Source organism: Alkaliphilus metalliredigens QYMF (genome assembly GCF_000016985.1).
Classification (GTDB): Bacteria; Bacillota; Clostridia; order Peptostreptococcales; family Natronincolaceae; genus Alkaliphilus_A; species Alkaliphilus_A metalliredigens.
Window position 1 is genome coordinate 3,019,191 of sequence record NC_009633.1, and the last position, 20,759, is coordinate 3,039,949.

19 protein-coding genes are annotated in these 20,759 nt (G+C 36.8%); 3 read left to right on the forward strand and 16 right to left on the reverse strand.

Annotated elements, in window-relative coordinates; genetic code table 11:
- Positions 1-15: 15 nt before the first annotated feature.
- The 3 genes from AMET_RS14715 to AMET_RS14725 are packed head-to-tail and all read right to left on the reverse strand — an operon-like array spanning position 16 to position 2,264.
- Positions 16-423: a ribonuclease HI family protein gene (locus tag AMET_RS14715; RefSeq protein ID WP_012064101.1), complete on the reverse strand. Its 408-nt coding sequence runs from the start codon at positions 421-423 to the stop codon at positions 16-18.
- A gap of 36 nt (positions 424-459) precedes the next feature.
- Entirely contained in the window at positions 460-1,578 is a 1,119-nt protein-coding gene (locus tag AMET_RS14720; protein WP_012064102.1) for a Nif3-like dinuclear metal center hexameric protein, read from the reverse strand.
- Positions 1,563-2,264: a tRNA (adenine(22)-N(1))-methyltransferase gene (locus AMET_RS14725; protein WP_012064103.1), complete on the reverse strand. Its 702-nt coding sequence runs from the start codon at positions 2,262-2,264 to the stop codon at positions 1,563-1,565. Before AMET_RS14725 ends, AMET_RS14720 begins: the two co-directional genes overlap by 16 nt.
- 164 nt (positions 2,265-2,428) lie before the next feature.
- On the opposite strand from AMET_RS14725, the gene AMET_RS14730 reads away from it, so the two are divergent.
- Positions 2,429-2,632: a hypothetical protein gene (locus AMET_RS14730; protein ID WP_012064104.1), complete on the forward strand. Its 204-nt coding sequence runs from the start codon at positions 2,429-2,431 to the stop codon at positions 2,630-2,632.
- Between the two features lie 77 nt (positions 2,633-2,709).
- Here AMET_RS14730 and rpoD read toward each other — a convergent pair whose 3' ends face one another.
- From rpoD to AMET_RS14775, 9 genes are all read right to left on the reverse strand, one after another.
- Positions 2,710-3,810 (reverse strand): RNA polymerase sigma factor RpoD, encoded by a 1,101-nt coding sequence (gene rpoD, locus AMET_RS25385; RefSeq protein WP_041721711.1) that lies wholly within the window; start codon positions 3,808-3,810, stop codon positions 2,710-2,712.
- Between the two features lie 36 nt (positions 3,811-3,846).
- Positions 3,847-5,682 (reverse strand): DNA primase, encoded by a 1,836-nt coding sequence (gene dnaG, locus AMET_RS25390; protein WP_012064106.1) that lies wholly within the window; start codon positions 5,680-5,682, stop codon positions 3,847-3,849.
- A 67-nt stretch (positions 5,683-5,749) separates the two neighbouring features.
- Positions 5,750-6,217 (reverse strand): YaiI/YqxD family protein, encoded by a 468-nt coding sequence (locus AMET_RS14745; protein ID WP_012064107.1) that lies wholly within the window; start codon positions 6,215-6,217, stop codon positions 5,750-5,752.
- A gap of 83 nt (positions 6,218-6,300) precedes the next feature.
- The gene (locus AMET_RS14750) at positions 6,301-7,311 is read right to left on the reverse strand and encodes a deoxyguanosinetriphosphate triphosphohydrolase (protein ID WP_012064108.1); all 1,011 of its coding nucleotides are present in this window, start codon (positions 7,309-7,311) and stop codon (positions 6,301-6,303) included.
- 436 nt (positions 7,312-7,747) lie between these two features.
- Positions 7,748-8,080 carry a branched-chain amino acid transporter permease gene (locus AMET_RS14755; protein WP_012064109.1) on the reverse strand — a complete coding sequence of 111 codons (333 nt, stop codon included), beginning with the start codon at positions 8,078-8,080 and terminating at the stop codon, positions 7,748-7,750.
- Positions 8,070-8,771 carry an AzlC family ABC transporter permease gene (locus AMET_RS14760; RefSeq protein ID WP_012064110.1) on the reverse strand — a complete coding sequence of 234 codons (702 nt, stop codon included), beginning with the start codon at positions 8,769-8,771 and terminating at the stop codon, positions 8,070-8,072. Before AMET_RS14760 ends, AMET_RS14755 begins: the two co-directional genes overlap by 11 nt.
- A 106-nt stretch (positions 8,772-8,877) precedes the next feature.
- Entirely contained in the window at positions 8,878-10,266 is a 1,389-nt protein-coding gene (locus AMET_RS14765; RefSeq protein ID WP_012064111.1) for an aminotransferase-like domain-containing protein, read from the reverse strand.
- A 250-nt stretch (positions 10,267-10,516) separates the two neighbouring features.
- Positions 10,517-12,580: an FAD-dependent oxidoreductase gene (locus AMET_RS14770; protein ID WP_012064112.1), complete on the reverse strand. Its 2,064-nt coding sequence runs from the start codon at positions 12,578-12,580 to the stop codon at positions 10,517-10,519.
- Between the two features lie 521 nt (positions 12,581-13,101).
- A complete protein-coding gene (locus tag AMET_RS14775) occupies positions 13,102-13,797 on the reverse strand; it encodes a response regulator transcription factor (RefSeq protein ID WP_012064113.1) in 696 nt (231 codons plus the stop codon).
- Between the two features lie 315 nt (positions 13,798-14,112).
- Here AMET_RS14775 and AMET_RS14780 point away from each other — a divergent pair, with 315 nt between their 5' ends.
- A complete protein-coding gene (locus AMET_RS14780; protein WP_012064114.1) occupies positions 14,113-15,900 on the forward strand; it encodes a sensor histidine kinase in 1,788 nt (595 codons plus the stop codon).
- Positions 15,901-16,306: 406 nt separating this feature from the next.
- On the opposite strand, the gene AMET_RS14785 is transcribed toward AMET_RS14780, so the two are convergent.
- Positions 16,307-17,686, reverse strand: coding sequence for a tryptophanase (locus tag AMET_RS14785; RefSeq protein ID WP_012064115.1), 1,380 nt, complete (start codon positions 17,684-17,686; stop codon positions 16,307-16,309).
- A 201-nt stretch (positions 17,687-17,887) separates the two neighbouring features.
- Here AMET_RS14785 and AMET_RS14790 point away from each other — a divergent pair, with 201 nt between their 5' ends.
- Positions 17,888-19,207, forward strand: coding sequence for a hypothetical protein (locus AMET_RS14790; protein ID WP_012064116.1), 1,320 nt, complete (start codon positions 17,888-17,890; stop codon positions 19,205-19,207).
- A 62-nt stretch (positions 19,208-19,269) separates the two neighbouring features.
- Here the strand turns inward: AMET_RS14790 and AMET_RS27065 are convergent, their stop codons facing one another.
- The 3 genes from AMET_RS27065 to AMET_RS14800 form a co-directional block, all read right to left on the reverse strand.
- Entirely contained in the window at positions 19,270-19,542 is a 273-nt protein-coding gene (locus AMET_RS27065) for a putative PEP-binding protein (RefSeq protein ID WP_083761011.1), read from the reverse strand.
- Positions 19,543-19,685: 143 nt separating this feature from the next.
- A complete protein-coding gene (locus tag AMET_RS26930) occupies positions 19,686-19,808 on the reverse strand; it encodes a hypothetical protein (RefSeq protein WP_278184213.1) in 123 nt (40 codons plus the stop codon).
- A 167-nt stretch (positions 19,809-19,975) separates the two neighbouring features.
- Complete coding sequence (locus tag AMET_RS14800) at positions 19,976-20,581, reverse strand: TetR/AcrR family transcriptional regulator (protein ID WP_012064117.1); 606 nt, start codon at positions 20,579-20,581, stop codon at positions 19,976-19,978.
- Positions 20,582-20,759 lie beyond the last annotated feature (178 nt).

Here is a 20,759-nt window from a genome sequence, read left to right on the forward strand (position 1 = left end):
AGTTATTTTGGATAATTATTTACGATCCATGGCAATGTTGGCTAATTCATCAGCCCGTTTGTTCTGCTCTCTTCTCACATGCTCAATGGCAAAGCTTTCAAACTTCTTGACCAAGGGCATCACCATATTATACATTGGGATCATTCGTTCATTCTTTACTTTATATTGTCCTTTAACCTGCTTTACGACCAGCTCACTATCTAAATAGCAGGTCACGCGTTTAATCCCCATATCCAGGGCGATTTCCAAGGCACGACTGAGGGCTTTATATTCTGATACATTATTGGTTTGGTCTCCTATGTATTGACTGATTGCTCTCACTTCATTGCCCTCTTGATCTTGAATGGTAATCCCAATCCCTGCTTCTCCTGGGTTTCCCCTTGAACCACCGTCGGTATATATGATTGCTTCTTCTATACTCATTTCATCACCTGTTTTCTTATATTTTTAATCCATTTTTTATAATATCTGAAAGGGATTGATATCAATGGTGGATGTCAACACCTCTACTTCACTGCCTGCTTCAGCCAGTCTTTCTTCTAAATAAGTGGCCACCAGGCTTCCAAAATGCTTTTCACTTTCAAAGTGACCTAGGTCAATGACGCTAAAGCCTTGCTCTAGGGCATCCTGGGCGTCATGGTATTTGACATCCCCTGTTATCATGCAGTCACATCCTGCTCTAATGGCATGGTCTATGAAATCTGCGCCGCTACCGTTGAGCACGCACACCCTTTCGATTGAATCCCTAAGGTTTCCCACTACTCTGATGCTTGAGATCTCAAATAAACCTTTTAGCTTTTGGATAAACTCAGATAGTGTTATTGGTTTTTCAAGTCTTCCCATGCGTCCAAGACCCACTGCCTCCCCCTTGTTTTCTAGAGGATAAAGATCATAAGCCACTTCCTCATATGGGTGTGCCACCATCATATTTTTCAAAACTGTTTTGAGCTGACTTCCCCTAAGGATGGTCTCTAAACGTACCTCTTCTACCCTTTCAAGGACGTCCTGTTGTCCTATATACGGATTGGTACCCTCTAGTGGCATAAATGCACCCATTCCCTCTGTTCGAAAGCTACAGTGGCTATAATTACCGATATGTCCTGCTCCAGCAATTCCTATGGCTTGGGCCAACTGTTCTTCATGGGTCTTGGGTACAAAGACCACTAGTTTAAGGAGCTTTTCATAATAGGTTTCTTGAAGTATTGTAATTTCCTGTAATCCGATCCTCTTGGCTATGCTATCATTAAGCCCATCCCTTGCCACATCAATATTAGTATGTACTGAGTAAATACTAATGCCATTTTGGATAGCTTTAAACACCATACTTCCTTTTATATCTGTCTTTATTACTTTTTTTAGGGGTGTAAACAGAAAAGGGTGATGGGTGATGATGAGCTGGACCTCTTTTTCAATGGCTTCTTTTAATACCGCCTGTGTTAGGTCTAAACAAACCAGTACCTTATTCACCACTGCCTCAGGATCCCCTACCTGAAGGCCAACATGATCCCATTTCATGGCATAATGCTGAGGGGCCAGTCCTTCTACTAATCCTACTATCTCTTTTACTTTTTGAGACATGCATGCACCTCCCTTAATTTAATTAGTTTCTCTTGAGAAGCCTGGACCTTTTCCACATGTTCCTCCAGGGTGCTCTTTTCAAGGCTTTCTATGATTCTTTCTACCTGCTTACTCTTTTTCTCAATAAAGGCCATAGCAACCTCTGGGGGATTCGATTCAATGAAAAATCCAATTTCATATTGAATGTCATCTGCTACAACTTGATGCCCCTTTTCTGTTAGGATAATTTCATAAATTCGGTGATCCTCCTGAACCAGAATATCCTGCTTAATTTGAAATCCATGCTTCACTAAATATCTTCGTAGGACCTCTGGCGTCTGCATTGGCTGTAAAATAAATGTATGAATACTACTGGCCACCTCAGGGTCATTTTGTAAAATATCAGATATTAACAATCCTCCCATGCCAGCAATAATCACAGTGTCTACTTCACCAGGCTTCAAGACCTCCAGGCCACTACCCAATCTGGTTTCCGCCACTGCTTCATAGCCATACTGTTTAATATTTTCCTTCGCACTTTCTAAGGGTTTCTCGTTAACATCCCCTGCGATGACAAAGGGAGTCATTTCATTTTGCAATAAATAAATGGGAATATAGCCATGATCTGTACCGATATCCGCTAGTCGACTTCCCTTCGGTACAAGCTGGGCAATTTTTTTTAATCTAGATGGTAATTTGATGGTCATAGGTTAACCCCTTTTATCTTATTATTGATGTGTACAGGTGACACTCTTTAACCTTATGAAGCTGATTACTTATTTAAAATGTAATTTTTTCACTAATTCTCCATCAATTACTTTTATAAATATCCCTCAGGATCTACACACTATACATAAGGGAGGGATTTCAAATGTCCAAAGATAAAAAACGCCCCGAGGTTGTTCCTGTAGCAGAATTATCTAACATCTATACAGGAAGGCGAACAATAGAATGGGAACGTGCTTCTGCTGAATATATGAACCTTCTCCAAAATCAATCTGAGCTTCAGGAAAGTGATGAAGAAAAAAAGAAAAAAATCGAATATGCAACCCGAAGACAGTATTGGACATTCTAATCACGTTTCACAAATGATTGTTGTCCTGGTTTTAAGAAAACGATAGACTCGCTGTTTGCGAATCTATCGTTTTTATCTTACTCTAAATAATCTTTTAGCTTTTTACTTCGACTAGGATGTCTTAGCTTTCGCAATGCCTTTGCTTCTATTTGACGAATTCGCTCACGGGTGACATCGAACTTCTTGCCCACTTCTTCAAGTGTTCTTGCTCTCCCATCATCTAAACCAAAGCGAAGACGTAGTACTTTTTGCTCTCTAGGGGTTAATGTATCTAATACCTCAATAAGCTGTTCCTTTAGCAGGGAAAAGGCCGCCGCTTCAGCGGGTGCTGGTGCATCGTCATCAGGGATAAAGTCACCTAAATGACTGTCTTCTTCTTCTCCAATAGGTGTTTCTAATGATACAGGCTCTTGGGCAATTTTTAAAATTTCCCTTACTTTTTCCTCTGGAAGGTCCATCTCCTTAGCAATTTCCTCTGGTTTAGGTTCTCGACCAAACTCCTGAAGTAGTTGTCTAGAGACACGGATTAACTTGTTAATGGTCTCAACCATGTGTACTGGAATTCTAATGGTCCGTGCTTGATCTGCAATTGCCCGTGTAATGGCTTGTCGAATCCACCAAGTCGCATAGGTACTAAATTTATATCCTTTACGATAATCAAATTTTTCTACAGCCTTAATTAAACCAAGATTTCCCTCTTGAATTAAATCTAAGAAAAGCATCCCTCTTCCAACGTATCTTTTAGCAATGCTGACAACCAGTCTTAGATTGGCTTCCACTAATTTCTTCTTGGCAAGTTCATCCCCTGCCTCCATGCGTGTGGCTAAATCAATTTCCTCTGGTCCTGTTAGCAATGGTACTTTTCCGATTTCCTTTAGATACATCCGAACCGGATCATCGATGATAACACCTTTTAGCATGTTGATGTCAGCCTCTATATTTTCTGCTACAGTGACTTCTTCCTCATCCTCTAACTCAGCCTCATCCACATCATCGACATCATCTGCTTCTTTATCTCCTACAATGTCAATGCCTAGGGTTGCAAAGTGCTCATAGATTTCCTCGATTTGCTCCTTGTCTAACTCTATATCTTCTAGGGCATGTACAATCTCGGCATAAGTAATGATTCCTCTTTTTTTGCCTTTTTCGATCAGCTTCTTGATTGATTCTTTTTTCATATTATTTGTCTTACTCAAGTGGTTTCCCTCCCTTCTTTAAGCCTGTATCCTTTGTAACTCCAGTTTTTTCTTCATAATTTCTATACCTATTTCCAACAATTCCTTTTCAACCTCTTCCTTATTTAGATTTGAGTTGTTTAAAATGTCCTTTTCCCTCTGCTGTAGCTGCCTGATCTCGTATAACAGCTTATATCTTTTTAAGTTTCTCAGATATTGATCAATGGCCTTATTCATATCAATATGCTGAATTTCTATGTGAAGTAAATCAGTCATTGTTTCTTTTAGATCGGGATAGTGCTCTACGAGCTGCTGGGTCCCTTGTAAGTTTTGATGATTTTCATAGATGTATTCCACAATAAGCTGATGCTTTCCTATGGTAAAATCTTCTGCCTCTACCTTCTCCATCAAATGGGGTATGGCATTTATATTTAAAAGCATGAATTTAATCAACTGCTTTTCAATAATCGTATGTCCTTTTTGTTCTACAGGTGGTAATGCTTCTATGTATTTATATTTACTGTTATTATTTCTATTGTAGTTTGAACTATACTTTTTCGTCTCAGAATTCGGTTTTTGTTTTTTCTGATGTCCATACACTTCTAATGCAATGGCATCTTGATTGATCCCCGTTTCCTGGGAGACTTTCTGAATGTACGCTTCTTTTTCTATTGGACTTTTAATTTGCTTAATAATTTTGGCAATGTCTCTGGCTAGGTTAACGCGTCCTTCCACTTTATCCTGTGGGTACTTTTCCTTCGCCAACATAATTTGATAATCAACTACATTGAGAGCAGCATTAATTGCCCTTTGAAATCCTTCTTTTCCCTTAGATTGAATATAGGTGTCTGGATCAACACCCTTTGGCATCATCATGACTTTAATGTTAAAATCACCATTTTTAAGGATTTCTATACTCCTTAGGGTAGCTTTTATACCCGCCTCATCACCGTCAAAACAGAGTATTACATCGTCGCAGTATCGTTTGAGTACTTGTGCATGCTCCTTTGTAAGAGATGTGCCTAGGGCCGCCACGACATTTTTAAATCCTTGCTGATATAAGGGAATCACATCCATATATCCCTCAACTAAAATCAATTGTCTGGTTGTCATATACTTTCTAGCAATGTTTAAGCCATATAAAATTCTACTTTTATTAAAGAGCTTCGTCTCTGGAGAGTTCAAATACTTAGGTAACGAGTCATCTAGTACCCTACCTCCAAAGCCAACAACATTACCTCTTATATCAAAAATTGGAAAGATGATCCGATTTCTAAAGCGGTCATAATAACCACTTTGCTCTTTTTTGGGAATAATCAATCCACACTTTTCAATATCTTTTAAATCATAGCCTTCTTGAGTAAGATGTTGTATTAATCCCTGCCATTCATTGGGAGCAAATCCTAACCCAAAGGTATTGATTGTCTTACTAATCAATCCTCTTTCGGATAAGTATCCCAAGGCAATACTTTTTTCCTTGGTCAGACAGTGATAATAATACTTGGCAGCTTTTTTATTGATCTCCCAGAAAAGGTTGCGAAGCTTCATTTCCTCAGCTACTTCCAAAGACTGATCTTTTTCTGGAATTTCAATATTTGCCCTTTGGGCCAGCATTTTAATTGCCTCCATAAAGTCTAGATTCTCCATTTTCATAATAAACTGAATGACATCGCCTCCTTCACCACAGCCGAAACACTTATAGAACTGTTTTTCGGTACTAACATTAAAGGAGGGCGTTTTTTCATTATGAAATGGACATAATGCTTTATTGGAGCTACCTATTCTTTTTAAGGATATATATTGAGAAATCACATCTGTAATTTCATTTTGAGCCTTGATTTCATCGATCAATTCCTCTGGAAAACCCTTTTCCATATATGCTCACCTGACATCAAATTAGATTGTATTACTTTCTCTACTACACATTATTCTGTTTTTATCTTTAAACTCCTTCTTGTTTGGAGGAATTGCGTAAATGTTTTTCTAAAAATGATTCTAAAGCCTGTTGAAAGCGATGATCATCTTCTTTATTTCGCTTTTTAGGACCCTTAACACGTCCTCCTTGAAGCATCATTTTTCGATTAAGGTATCTCCGATCTAGCAAACTGCCAATATTGTCATTGGTATAAAAATGACCCCAGGGACTGAGAACAAATGCCCTTTTTCCTAGCACAAGGGCTGCTAGTCCTGTATCCGCTGTTATTACCAAGTCACCTGCCTTTGTTCGATTCATGATCATAATATCTGCTGCCTCAGCTTCATTGTCTACGATGATGGTCTCGATTTTTTGTTCTCCCTTTGACATATGGGCAATGCTGTGAACTAAAATCAGCTCCAGATCATGGTGCTCACATATGTTAAATAAAATGTTTTTTACGGGACATGCATCCCCGTCAATGATTACTTTCATAAGGGTTTCAATTCCTTTATTTTAGGTCTAGAGATGTTTATTCGACATGAATCTCTCCGATTCCTCCTTATTTTTTAAAAAACTTATCTTGATTTAGGTAAGAAAATCTTTTCAAATAACTGGATTGCGTAGAAGTCAGTGCACCCAGCGATATAATCTGCTACGGCTCTCATTAATCCTTCTTTTTTAATTAGATTGCGATATTCCTCTGGGAGTTTTTCAGGATTTTCTGAGAAGTGTTGGTATAAAAGTTCTACAATAAGTTTTGCCTTCTTTTTTTCGATTAAAGAAATTTCTCCTCGGTAGATTCTTTCGAACATAAATGTTCTCAACTCTATCATGGCTTGTTTCACCAGGTCGCTTTGATATACCCTAACTTCCCCACCCTCCTGGAGTTTTTTTTGTGTTTCGTTGATCATATCAACTACAAATGTGTTGATTCGATCACTATGTCTTGTTCCCAATATCCTGCAGGTATCCTTAGGAAGTTCGTCTATTGATAAGATGCCTGCATCTATACTATCTTGAATGTCATGACATAAATAAGTTAAGCGGTCCACTATTTTTACCAGCTTTCCTTCTAATGTGATGGGCGCATTGGGTCCTGTATGATTTAAAATCCCATCCCTTACCTCCAGGGTTAGATTCAGCCCTTTCCCATTTCGCTCTAACTGATCTACCACTCTAAGACTCTGCTCATTATGCTTAAAATGTCCCGTGAGCTGATGAAGTACTTCTTCTCCGCAATGCCCGAAGCATGTATGTCCTAAATCATGGCCCATGGCTATGGCCTCAATTAAATCCTCATTGATCCTAAGGGCGCGACCGATGGTCCTTGCAATTTGACTGACTTCTAATGTATGGGTCAAGCGTGTTCTCATGAGATCATTTTTCACAATAAATACCTGGGTTTTTCCCTTTAGTTTTCTAAAGGATTTAGAGTGAATAATCCGATCTCGATCTCTTTGATAGATTGTCCGTATATCACATTCCGTTTCTGGTATTCTTCTTCCCTTTGACTCCTTACTCTTTTGAGCTACTGGAGCAAGATAACTCACCTCAAGTGCTTCTGTTACCTCTTTAGGACTCCTCACTAGAAAAACCAACCTTTCTTCATGATCTGATCAATCACTACCCTGTATTAAATAAATATGCTTCTTTAGCTTGTTTATGAAATTTTCTTCTACTATTATATGCTTTATCATTATATACGCTATAAAACGCCAAAATCCTGCAAGTTAAAGGTTTTTTCTATTAGATACTCTTAACATTTATATTTTGTTTTATACACTTAAGCCCCTTGTATTAATGAAACAACTGAAAAATGGAGGGATTTCCCTCCATTTTAAGTATTTCTAGGCTTTCAGTATTCTTTTAGTTGGTTCTACGTATGTTTCTGATTTCTTTTAATGATACTTTGTGCTGTAGCTAACAAAATAGACCAACCATTATTTTTTACTTTTATGGAACACTTCTTGTAATTATTCACAGTAAAATATCTTCACCTTCTTCAATAAAATTTAGATCATATTAGAACACTATACGAATTAAAATCATATAACAGGCTGTCCCGAGAAAGATACTGAGAAAAGTATTCTTTTTTGTGACTTGAGCAACTATCACAATGCCAATTGAAAGTAATTCCACCATACCAAAGGGGAAAGCGGCCAAGTCAATGTTTCTTAGACAGTATATCACTAGAATAATCATGATAGATCCAGGCAATACAGTACCAAGGTAGTGAACAATTCTGGGAAGTTCTTTCTTTCCACCAAACAAAAGATACGGTACAGCACGAGTGAGCCCTGTTATTGAGGCAACTACAATAAGGACTGCAGCAGAAGAGCCAAAATCAATTGTCATACTTCACTCCTCCCGTCTGCATGTCTATACGTTCCTTCATAATGGTCAGTGTAATTAAACTCACCGATAATGCAGGAAGTAAAAAGTAGTCTGCTCCTAATAGAATATAGAATCCAATGGCACTGGCAAAACCTGTGATAGCCGGGATGTGGGATTCAAATTGATGCCATTGATTGACACAAACTACAACAAAAAATGCGGTAGCAGAAAACTCAATTCCCGTCATATCAAAGGGTAGGATTTCACCAATTAAAGCTCCCATTGTACAACTTAAAACCCACAGCATATGGCATATTAGAGCAATATAGAAATCTGCTTTTTGCTCATCTATATTCTCTGGATATTCGATAGAACAAAAAACTGAATAGGTTTCATCGGTTAGTGTTAAAACCATATAAGGGTACTTCCAGCCCATCTTGCGGAATTTAGCCACAAATCCTATACCGTAGAAAATGTGTCTTGCATTGATGAAGAATGTCATCATTGCAATCATAAGCAGCGGTACGTCAGAGATTATGAGGGAAACCATAACAATCTGCATAGCGCCTGCATAAATGAAAACGCCTGATAAAAAAGCCCAAAGAACTGAATAGCCTGCCTCATGTATTAGAATTCCAAATGCAATACCGACAAAAGTATATGAAAATAACAAAGGTATTATTTGCTTAATAGCAAAACGAAATGTTTTCATTATCTGCACCGACCTCCTTTGCATACAAAGATTTATCTTATAATCTATGCTAGCACATGTAAATACGCCATACAATTATATAATTGTATGGCGTACACTTTTCTTCTTATTTAAGGGAACGCAATAGTTGTTTTAAGATTTCTAAACCTTTTTCTAACTCTTCTATGGTTTCAGGTGCACAAATAGATAGACGAACTGCTTTTTCAGGATCACTGTTTCCAACCACAAATCGTTCTGCTGCATATACTTGAACACCGTGCTCTAAGGCCAAGGTTTCAAAATGAGCTCCTGATGTTTGGTTTGATAATTTTAGCCAACGAAAAATACAGGTATCTTCACCACGGCAATCAAATTCAGACAAATAATCATTAACCAATTGATTTCTTTCAATTGTGTTCTTTCGGTGATTATCAATAATGGTATCAATTTCATTTGACACAATCATACGAGCAGCTAATTCTGCCATCAGTGGAGAAACAGATATATTCATATTATAAAGTGCATTGGACAGAGGTTCTTTATACTGCTTTGGCACTGATACATAAGCCAAGCGTAGACCAGGAGCAATGGCTTTCGACATACTGGCTATATAGATTGTGTGTTCTGGTGCAAATGATGCCACAGCCTGTACTGGCTTTTCATGCATCAGACTGTAAGTAGCATCCTCTATGATAAAAACATTGTACTCTTTCGCAATTTTAGCTAATGCTCTTCTGCCTTCAATGGACATGGTGTGGCTGGTTGGATTTTGGTAGTCTGGTATCAGATAAATACCCTTTAGATTTTCATTTTTACAGGCATAAATTAGTGCATCCTCGTCCATTTCTAGCCCTTTATTTTTAATAGGTACTAATTGAACACCAAGCATACTGGCGGCTGTTTTTAGACCAGAATAGGTATGGGGGTCAGTGCCAATCCTATCTCCCTGCTGGCATAAACCAATAAGTGTAGCTGTGATGGCATTTTGACCACCGCTGGCAAACAATATAGTTTCAATATCTGTAGTATAACCACCCTTGCTTATCAGTTTTACCGCCGCGTCTTTCTGCCAAAGCACATCTCCGGGTCTACTATAGCCGAAGCATTTGATAAGGTCAGATTCACTCACTATGTTTTTTAATTGTAGCATCAGGGGTTCATAAGAGGCTGGCTCTGGAATAGTAGCTCCCATTTCGATCATATTTTTTGGTCTGCCATCAGTAAGTAGATATGTATTGGATAAGGCATCAAAGGAAACAAATGTACCACTTCCCACTGTTGTGCTTAATATCCCTTTTAAGATACACACCTTAAAAGCCTTTGAAACAGTACTTACATTTATGTCTAAGAAATCAGCCAATTCTCTATAGGGTGGCAATTTAGTTCCTGGAAGTATCCTTCCATTTATAATATCCTGTTCCAGTTGATTTGCTAATGCTAAATATAATGGCTTAACAGTTTTATCTAAGACTGGTTTCCAAGCCATGGGATAGTTTTCAAATGAATTTACAGGCATACGAGCACATCCTTTCCTATCATACAATTATACGATTGTATGACAGATGTGACAAGGTTACACATTGTTATAGCACTTTACAAGTAATGTGGTGCTTCCAAAACAATTCCATAAAACAAGAAAATCAGACGCCTTAATCAAACTTGTAGACTGGTGTTGAAATAATATAACCGCCCCTTAAACTAAGGGACGGTTCGCACAGCATTTTTTATGATTCTTCAGTTAATCAACGATAAGAAAAATTCAATTTTTATTTTCCCGCTCCTGCATTTATTCCTGCAATGCGTCCGAAAACAAATATGTCAGTAATTGCATTCCCACCAAGTCTGTTACCACCGTGAATTCCACCTGTAACTTCTCCCGCTGCCCATAAACCAGGAATAATTTTTCCATCTCCATTTAAAACATGACCTTCGACATCAATAACAGTACCACCCATTGTATGATGCAATGATGATTTTCTTGGACTTATGGCAATTCCAACATCGTCATTAGATTCTATATACTCAAGATCAATGGCTCCTGCAATATTTTCCTTATGAAAGTCATCATCTTTTTGATTTGCTACATAGCTGTTATATTTTTCTATTGTCTTACGTAATTGTTCTTCAGTAAATCCAGGTGCAACACCTGCTGCAGAAGTTTTAGTAGCTTCTGCTAATTCAGCGATATTTTTACCATACCATACATGACCACCTTCAACCATGGCTGCTACACGTGCATTATATTCAGTTCCTTTTAATTGCTCATCAGGGTTTCCAATATCTCCTCTGCCTGAATAGATAATATAGAAAATACCATCTTCAAGAGCTAGTGAAGCTTTAGCAAGAACATCACGTTCAGCATATTCATTTACAAATCGATTGCCCTCTCCGTCAATCCAGATCTGCTCTGCTGCATCAGCCCAAATACCGTCGGTCATAGTACCTTTAACAGGCGATGAAGAAGGCATCATTTGAGCAACTTCCATGCCAGTTACACCGGCACCGATTTCTAGAGCCATTACAATTCCATCGCCCTGGTTAGTGCCCATATTAGTTGATAGTGTTCTACTTGAAAGGTCATCTCCCCAATAACTATCATAGTCCTTAACCATAGTCGCGTCTGCGCTATATCCACCTGTTGCAAGAACAACTCCATTAGTTGTATTAATTGTGATTTGTGTGCCATCTACCTGGACAGCTTTTGCACCTACTACCTTGCCTGATGCATCCACTAAAAGTTCAGTGCCTGTAGTATCAGTATATATTATAACGCCTTTATCCTTTGCAACTTTTTCAAGTTGAGGGATACGTAGAGTACCTGTCATGAAAGTATGAGTTCTTGGCCACATAGCACCAAGTACTGTACCAGTTCCAGGAGCATCCCCATACTTAGCATCAGCACCGTAAGATGCTTCAAGACCAACTTCTCCCATCCATTGAAAAGCATCTAAAGAATTAATAGCTAACTGTCTCGCAAGGTGAACTTCTGGGGCAATCCAACTACCATTTAATAACTCACGAAGTCCTCCTGTATACATATGCCACATGTGTAATGCACTAGAGTCAAAACCAGGCATGTCCGCTCCGGCGGTTTTTCCAATATTATTTGAATAGAATGCATTTATATCAGCCTTGAGCTCTGTCAATACTTCTTCCCATTCAGGAAAAGTGTCGAATTTCAGCTTTGGATCAAGTGGACTAAGGGCAAGATAACTATCTAATGTATCTTTTTGAGCTCTACTTAATATCATGTTATTCTGTGCCTCAAGATCAACTGCATTGTATGCTGCACCTGCCAACAGTGTATTTCCACCTAATACAGACGCCTTCTCAATAAGGGTAACGCTAGCTCCTTGCTCTGCTGCACTAATTGCTGCAGTAAGACCAGCGCCTCCCCCACCCATTACAAGGACATCTGTATCCCATGTTTCAGGATCCTTTGGTGTAACAACTACCTTATTTTCCTTTAGAGCATCAACATCTAGGCCAGCTTCTCTAGCAGCATTAGTAACTGCATTAATAATAGCAAAACTAGTCAAAGTTGCGCCTGTTACAATATCTACAGATAAACTTTGGTTTTCAATTATCTGATTTGGTATACGTTCAAGGGCTACTCTTACAACACTTTCAGTTTCAGAGTTCTCTGTAAACTCAATATCTGTGATTTTACTGTCTTCAACAGTAATCCTTACAGTCATTGGTCCTTGCATACCAGCAGCAGTACCTTCAAAGCTGTCGTTAATCAGTACAACTGGCTCCTCCGTGGTACACCCCACAAATATAAAAGTAATCATGCAAATACAAACAAGTAATGAAATAAGTTTTTTCATTTTTTCTCCTCCGATCTTAAATTAGTAATCTCTTGAAAACTTCGAGGGCTTTATTTATTCTTGTCGTTTATGATTAACCAAGATATTTTTTTTCACAAACTAGGCCATAAACTAAACCTCGATTTCATACAATGTTACTTTTTACACACGAGATATGCGTCAATAAAAACCTCATTAATCCCAGATTGATTGAAGATTTCACATCGAAGCACTTCCTTTCCTTTTTTTCTTGACTTCGATTAAATTTTAACATACTTAAAGCAACTTATTGATTAAATAGTTATTAAGATTTTATAGTGATTTTTGACTTCAAAAAGAAAATATTACCATTAATAAGCAACTATACCGTCTAATGCATAAAAAAATCCCTTATCATGCGCAATCAGCATTTTTAGGGATTAAGAAATCTTAACATTTATTCTGTTTAAATTAATATCTTTTTAATTTGTAGTTTCCTCATAATAGGGAAGTTAAATTTTCTCTCCCCCTGAATATGTATGATATTTTATTTCATATTTAACTCAATTAGCTTTTCCCTTAGGGTCAAAGTAATATCCTTGTCCCCACTCCATTTTTAAAAATCTAGGATTGTTCACATCTTCTTCAATTTTATTTCTAATATTATGTATATGAACGATCACAGTTCGTGGATCCCCATAGCTTTTTGCTCCCCAGATTTTATAATATAATTCTTTAGGGGTATAATATTGCCCTGGATTCTGCATTAAAAATGACAATATCTTAAATTCAGTAGAAGAGAGTTTTAATTCACCTTCGTTCTTTACAACAATATGACGATTTGCATCTAATTTAAAACCGGTACAAGCTAAAATATTATTAGCTTTATTGGGTGATTTATTCGCTCTTCGCAGATTTGCTTTTATTCGTGCCTCCAAAATTTTATTATCAAAAGGCTTTACTATAAAATCGTCGCCTCCCCTCTCTAAAGCTTGAACAATTGTATCACTGCAGTCAAGACATGAAATAAAAATAATAGGACAATCATGCCACTCTGTCAACCTAGAACAAAGGTCAAGACCATTAACATCTGGCAGCAAAATATCAAGGAGTATCACATCAAATTTATCTCTTGCATTTGCATAGGCTTCGCTACCTGTTTTGGCCCAAATAACTTCATATGTCTCAGCTTGTTCAAGGTAGTAGAGGATTATCTTTGCTACTAACGTATCATCTTCAACTAAAAGAACCTTTATCATATAATTTCACCCCTTAAATCAATATTACCTCAATTTTTACTATTTCCACAAGGATATTCAGTGTTTTGCAACTGGAAAATGCATAGGTACTCTTTAAGTTCAGATATGCTTAAATCTTTACATTAAATATTTGATATACTTTTGTTGAGGCACTTTCAACATTCCTTTCATCCCCCTGGCTATTTCTTCGTAAATTCGACGATAAGGGTAGCAATTCTCCGCATTTTTAATTATACCATAATCAGATATTCAGACTATCTTGACAGACGTAATAGATATATAATTATGACTAAGGAAATAAAAAGGGGAATGTATATGAAAAGAGATTATTTTAAAGCAATACTTGTATTTCTAATAATATCCAGTTTAACTTTCTTTATAGGCGTAACAATAAATAATAGTTTTGGTGCTTTAAAAAACGGTGACACATTATCTGATAAGAGAGAAAACAGCATATATTCACTTGCAAATTATCACTGGGATTCAAAAACGAATACCTATTACTTTGACCTAGTTAGAAAAAATGAAAATCAACAATTGGAACTTATCTATGGAAAATTGCCATCGGACGTTTTAATCAATGGTACTGTTTTAAAGGAATCTTCATTCTTTTCAAGACTATTACTTAACTCCGATTGGTTTATAGATAACAAAATCAGAGTTGTCTTTAACACAAGTATAAATCCTTATAATACTCCTATATATGTAACTACTACATCTAGTGCTGAAACTGCACTTTCAACCTTCAATATGGTATTTGCTTTCAGCCTTGGAACAACCTTTTTAATGTCTATATATGGACTCTCCCTTTATCTCCACAAAAAAACAGAAAAATACCTATTATGGTTTGCTATATATACCGGTGCATTGACTTTATGGAGTGCTCTTCCACTATTTGTTGGTGCAGGTATAAATTTCTTACGATACTATGCTTTTGCTTGGTGCGTAATTCTGGATATTGTTATATGCTTTAAAATGTTTGATATTAAGCTTCCTGGACGTTTTAACATTCTTCTAAGTATAAGGGGAGTTATTGCTATTTTGGTGTTATGGTCCATTATGGAAAGTATTTTTCCTAAATTGCACAGTGAAATTTATGTTTATAGCTTGTTCTTATTTTCCATTGGAGTTCTCATTTATGCCTGCGCTGACAGACGAAAAGGAGCATGGCTATTGATTGCAAGCCATGCCTTAAGCCTAGGATTACGTATGGTTATACCCTTATCTTCTCTGTCATCTTTAAGTATAAGCTATCCTTTGCGTGCCTTGCAATTCTCAAAGCTTTTTAATATTCCCTTTGCCTTTTGCTGTATGTTATTAATAAATCAAATTTTCGCTGAAAAATTTGCTGAAGCTGAAATCCTTGCTAAGGAATTAGAGCAAATGAACCATAATCTGGATGAAAAGGTTTTGGAAGGTAACCAGGCTTTGCAAGAACAGATGACACGGCGACATAGTCTTATGATGAATATCTTTCATGATTTACGTACTCCATTATTTGTTATGCAAGGCTGTACTCAAAAAATTACTAAACAACCAGAACTACTCGATACGGAATTACCAATAATAAGGGAAAGATTAGATTTTACCAAATATCTAGTTGAAGATTTATTTTTAATGGCCAAACTTGAGGATAAGCAAGTGATCCTCGATACAGATCGGGTCCCTATCACAGACCTAATTAAAAATGTTATTAGTGCGTGTAGTATAGAGGGAGAAAATAAATACATTTATATAGAAACAGAGTTGAAATGTGATTGCATTACTTGGGGAGATGAGTATCGTCTTAAACAGGCATTTCAAAATCTTCTCCTAAATGCAATATACTATACAAAACCAAATGGCAAAGTATCTGTATCTTTAAAAAAGGAAGAAAATACTGCCATTATATCCTTTACAGATACAGGTATTGGAATATCTCCACAGGATATAGATAAGATATTTGACAGATATTATCGTATAAGTAATAAAGAAAAGCACCAATCGACCGGCTTAGGACTTTCCATTGCACAAGAAATTATACAACAGCATCAGGGAAGTATTGGCGTTAATAGTGAGTTAGGATTTGGCACAACCTTCACAGTTCACCTACCCATAATCTAACACAAAATAAGATAACATTTTTCCGCCAACATATAGCAGCTACAGGTGATAATAAAATTGCAGCATATGTCATGTCACTATTTTCTCATATTATGAAACAATTTGAATAATTATTATTCATCATTATCTTTTAACGTTTACATATTTAATGGCTTCATTGCCAGCTATATGCTCGACGTCAATTGCAATAATATTTATTAGTTTGCGTACTTCTGGTTATTTCCTTATGTTTAGCTTCTTCGTAATAGCATCGATTTTATATACAGCTTTTGCTGAATGAAAATATAATTTATGATAAACCCAATAAAGAAAAACCCTCATCTGTATGATCTTGTCTTTTAAACTCGATCATATCAAATCAGGGTTTTTTATATTTTAATTCTAGATATCTAAGCTCTAGTATTACTTATTCAATGGGTCTTAGTTTTGCTGTGAAGTGTCTCAGTACAGGTGGTTGCCACAATATCTCATAACCCTTGATTTCACTTGCTTTTTTCTTAATGTTAATTAGAGCCTCAATGACTACATCAAAGTGAGCTTGAGTATACACTCTTCTTGGAATAGCCAGTCTTGTAAACTCCATTTCTGCTTCCTGCTGCTCTCCGGTCTCTGGGTCTAGATCTAGAAGATAAGATCCGATATCGCAGGATCTAATACCTGCTTCAAGGTATAGCTCGCAAGCCAAAGCATGACCTGGGAACTGGAAGTATGGAATATGTGGCAATAAACCTTTAGCATCTAGGAATACCGCATGACCACCTACAGGGTATTGGAAGGGGATTCCTGCTTCCTTAAGCTTTGCACCAATGTATTCAACCTGACCAATTCTGTATCGTAGAAAGTTCTTGTCTAAGCCTTCATACAGGCCTATACAAAGAGCTTCTATATCTCTTCCTGCCAGACCACCATAGGTTACAAAGCCTTCATATGGAATTGTCAGACCCTTTACCTTCGTAAATAAATCTTCAGAGTCTCTAATACCGATAAGACCACCCATGTTAACGATAGCATCCTTTTTAGCACTCATTGTAAAAGCATCAGCATAGCTGAACATTTCTCGAACAATATCTATAATTTCAACATCTGCATAACCTTCTTCTCTTTGCTTAATGAAATACGCATTTTCTGCATATCTGGCAGCATCGATTATCATAGTAATGCCGTATTTATCTGCAATTTCTTTTGTCGCTCTAATGTTTGCCATAGAAACAGGTTGACCACCTGCAGAGTTGTTGGTGATCGTCATAATGATAAGTCCAACCTCTTCTGCGCCAACCTCGTTGATATAAGCCTCTAATCTTTCAACATCCATGTTGCCTTTAAATGCCACATATGTTTGAGTATCCCTTGCTTCAGGCACCACAATGTCAACTGCCCTTGCGCCAAGAAGGCCTACATGTCCTCTGGTCGTATCGAAGTGCATATTTGATATGCATTTTTGACCCTTTTTAAGTAGGCTTGGAAGTAAAACCTGCTCCGCTGCTCTACCCTGGTGTACAGGTTGGCAGTACTTATACTTGAATATATCTTTGACTGTATTTTGAAGCCTCTTATAGCCTCTTGCCCCAGCATAAGACTCATCACCAGTCATCATACCTCCCCACTGGGCATCACTCATTGCACCAGTACCGCTATCCGTTAATAAATCAATGTACACGTCATCAGATTCAATGCCGAAAAGGTTGTAATTAGCTTCCTTTAGCTTCTCTTCCCTTTCTGACCTTGTTGTAATTCTCAGTGGCTCAACCATTTTAATTTTAAAAGGTTCTGCAACATATTTAATCACTTTAATTCCCCCTTGAGATTTATTGATTAAAGCTTAACACATATATACAAAGCTTTATAGTGTCTTTAATTTGACTTTAATTATTGTATATCTTAAAATGACTATAGGGTGATCAATCTCCCTCCAAAGCATTACTGTTTAAAATACTCAGAAAGGAAAAGTTATAATGAGGACCTATACCTCATTATACAGGGTGATAGCATGAAAAGAATTGGCATAGTAGGCCATACTGACAACATCGATCGAATTCAGCAGGTGATTGATAAGAGTTTTCCCAATATTGATGGCTATCCTATTAAGGCCCATGAGATGATCCATATTCAAACAACCGTCAATTATCTAAAAGAGCATATTAATGATTTTGACGGTATTATCTTTACTGGAAAAATTCTTTTTGACATTATGAATCACAGCATGCATTCACAAAAGCCTTGGGTCTATATCGAAAACGATGAGAGTCAATTACAGCGCATTTTGCTGGAAGCTAACCTTAAGCATAATATGGACATCACTCAAATTAGCATTGACTCTTATTCTGAAGATACTGTAAGAGCCATATATGAAGACTCAGGCCTAAGCTCCGGACAATATTCTGCCTATGTATCAAAGCTTGATGTTTTTAACGAAACCCTTATAGATGATTTATTTACGTTTCACAAAAACAACTATTTAGCACAGCCCCGCCTAATAAGCATTACAGGGATTTCCTCTGTTTATATGCTACTTCAAGACCATCAGGTGCCAAGTCTTCTCTTAACTCCAAATCAAAATGCAATAAAGAACAAGCTATATGATCTGTTGGAAAAGATTAGACTTGAAAGTATGAGCGTTAGCCAGATTGTCGTTATATCCATAGAAATTGATTTGAATAATGAGTATGACCTAATATCTGAAAATGAGTACAGCATTATGCTTCAAAAATCAAGAGTAACAGAAGAGGTGTATAAATTTACACAACGTATTCAAGCAGCAGTCATTGAAACTGAAAAAAACTACTTGCTTTTCACAACGAAGCAAATAGTTGAATTCGAGACTAAAAATCTGAGGGAGCTTTCTATTCTAAACGCTATAAAAAATAAAACCGACAACACTGTTAGTGTTGGAATTGGTTTTGGGATCACGGCAAGGGAAGCTAAGGCCAATGCAGTCATTGGAAAGAACAAGGCCCTAAAGATGGGTGGAAATCAATGCTTTGTCGTATACGATAGAAATAGTATGGAAAGGATTACGCCCTTCGATAAAGTCAACAACAACATTTCACCACTGGATCTCCCCTTCAAGGATATCTCAGAAAAAAGTGGTGTCAGTATAAACAATATCTATCAGTTAAAATGTATTATGGATATATATAAAAAGTCTACCTTCACTAGCTTAGAACTGTCTGAGGAATTTGGAAATTCCCTTAGAAGTATGAACAGAATCATTGAGAGGCTTGAACGAGCTGGATATATTGAGGTAGTTGGAAAAAAAATAGTTGGTAAATCTGGAAGACCGAGCAGAATCTTAAAGTTACTCATATAATGAGATTCATAATAGGATGATTATGGATACTATATCAAGGTTACCTCTGAGCAGAATATTAATTAAATAAAATCGAAATTTAAATAAAATAGGGTATTGCACTTAAAATCACTGATGAAATTAAGTTCAATAGAACTTGGGTCCCCACCATGCTCTCCACAGATTCCAATTTTCAGTTCTGGCTTTACCTTTCGTCCAAGCTCCACTGCGATTTCCATTAATCGCCCCACACCCCGACGATCAATTCTCTGGAATGGATCATGGTCTAAAACAGAAGAACGGGGAAGCGCGGGGAAGCACGGGGACGGGGTTATTGCTTTGGTTCTGTGTAACATATTATAATTTCCAAATAGTATTCGCCGATACCCTAGTAACTCTTGCTAAATGCCTTGTTGATACTCATTCTATCTCTAAGGCTTTCCTTAACATCATTTTCTTCTTTTCTTTTGATTCTTTTTGTAACGTCCATGCTTCTACCTTAAATTGATTTTTTTATTATCTGCCTTAATTCATCATCCCCAAATATGCTCTGCCGGTTTATTCCCCTCAATATTATATGATATGTTCTAGTTTGACTCTTCTTTCTAGTTGTTCTTGGCATAATTTTCACCCCTGCTTATCTTACTATAATTCACTTCGCAAAGCAGCAACCCCGTCCCCGCGCTTCCTTCTGGTCTATATGCTGGAACAGAATCTGCAGAGTATGTAAAAACAAAATAAGGAATTAGAAAGTAAGACCCCTTATCATTCATTGATAAAGGGTCTTTTCTAATTTGTTTTATTTCCGACTAGTATATTAAATTGCTCCTGGATCATTTTAGACCAATCTAATATTTTATCCATAGCATCATCTTGCGTACACCATTTCATAAGCATTCCGGTAAATGTAGCGATACAAAGCATATAAGTTTCATCTTCATTTAAATTAGTAGAAAAAGAATTCTTTTCAAAACTCTGTTGAACCAATGAAGTAAGAGTATCTACATAGGTACGGCCTGGAATACGGACCTCCACCTTAGAACGAATTTGACCTTCGTAGGATGCTCTCGTCATTTCCTTACCGATATGTTTAAAATACTTAAATACACACATATTTAGATCAATTAATTGTTCAGCTACAGATTTACTGCTATCCCGTGCAAAATATTGGTCAATATATTTATCCAAACCAGCATTTACAGAAAGCACGACGATATGATCCTTTGTAGGAAAATTGTGATAGAATGCTCCTTTACTTAATCCACAATCGCTACAAATATCATCAATTGTTACCTTTTTTACGCCATATTTGAACAATAGATCCATTGCGGATTCTATGAGAGCTTGTCTTGTATGATGTGATTTGATTTCTCTTGTGGTAGGTTTAATAGACATACACATAATCCTTTCATAATAGCTTTAATGTATATTGCAAATTATATATACATTGTATAAGTTGTAAAATGTTAAATCAAGAAGTTTATTTTATTGATACAAATAAAAAAGAAACAATCTAGCAAAATATTGTTTGATACTTGACAAACAATATGGCGTGAGAGTATAATTTATATAC

Bases quoted from the DNA above. Each gene is read 5' to 3' on its own strand.
- AMET_RS14715 (WP_012064101.1), bottom strand. From the start codon at position 423: ATGAGTATAGAAGAAGCAATCATATATACCGACGGTGGTTCAAGGGGA.
- AMET_RS14720 (WP_012064102.1), bottom strand. From the start codon at position 1,578: ATGTCTCAAAAAGTAAAAGAGATAGTAGGATTAGTAGAAGGACTGGCC.
- AMET_RS14725 (WP_012064103.1), bottom strand. From the start codon at position 2,264: ATGACCATCAAATTACCATCTAGATTAAAAAAAATTGCCCAGCTTGTA.
- AMET_RS14730 (WP_012064104.1), top strand. From the start codon at position 2,429: ATGTCCAAAGATAAAAAACGCCCCGAGGTTGTTCCTGTAGCAGAATTA.
- rpoD (WP_041721711.1), bottom strand. From the start codon at position 3,810: ATGAAAAAAGAATCAATCAAGAAGCTGATCGAAAAAGGCAAAAAAAGA.
- dnaG (WP_012064106.1), bottom strand. From the start codon at position 5,682: ATGGAAAAGGGTTTTCCAGAGGAATTGATCGATGAAATCAAGGCTCAA.
- AMET_RS14745 (WP_012064107.1), bottom strand. From the start codon at position 6,217: ATGAAAGTAATCATTGACGGGGATGCATGTCCCGTAAAAAACATTTTA.
- AMET_RS14755 (WP_012064109.1), bottom strand. From the start codon at position 8,080: ATGACAATTGATTTTGGCTCTTCTGCTGCAGTCCTTATTGTAGTTGCC.
- AMET_RS14760 (WP_012064110.1), bottom strand. From the start codon at position 8,771: ATGAAAACATTTCGTTTTGCTATTAAGCAAATAATACCTTTGTTATTT.
- AMET_RS14765 (WP_012064111.1), bottom strand. From the start codon at position 10,266: ATGCCTGTAAATTCATTTGAAAACTATCCCATGGCTTGGAAACCAGTC.
- AMET_RS14770 (WP_012064112.1), bottom strand. From the start codon at position 12,580: ATGAAAAAACTTATTTCATTACTTGTTTGTATTTGCATGATTACTTTT.
- AMET_RS14775 (WP_012064113.1), bottom strand. From the start codon at position 13,797: ATGATAAAGGTTCTTTTAGTTGAAGATGATACGTTAGTAGCAAAGATA.
- AMET_RS14780 (WP_012064114.1), top strand. From the start codon at position 14,113: ATGAAAAGAGATTATTTTAAAGCAATACTTGTATTTCTAATAATATCC.
- AMET_RS14790 (WP_012064116.1), top strand. From the start codon at position 17,888: ATGAAAAGAATTGGCATAGTAGGCCATACTGACAACATCGATCGAATT.
- AMET_RS27065 (WP_083761011.1), bottom strand. From the start codon at position 19,542: ATGTTACACAGAACCAAAGCAATAACCCCGTCCCCGTGCTTCCCCGCG.
- AMET_RS26930 (WP_278184213.1), bottom strand. From the start codon at position 19,808: ATGCCAAGAACAACTAGAAAGAAGAGTCAAACTAGAACATATCATATA.
- AMET_RS14800 (WP_012064117.1), bottom strand. From the start codon at position 20,581: ATGTCTATTAAACCTACCACAAGAGAAATCAAATCACATCATACAAGA.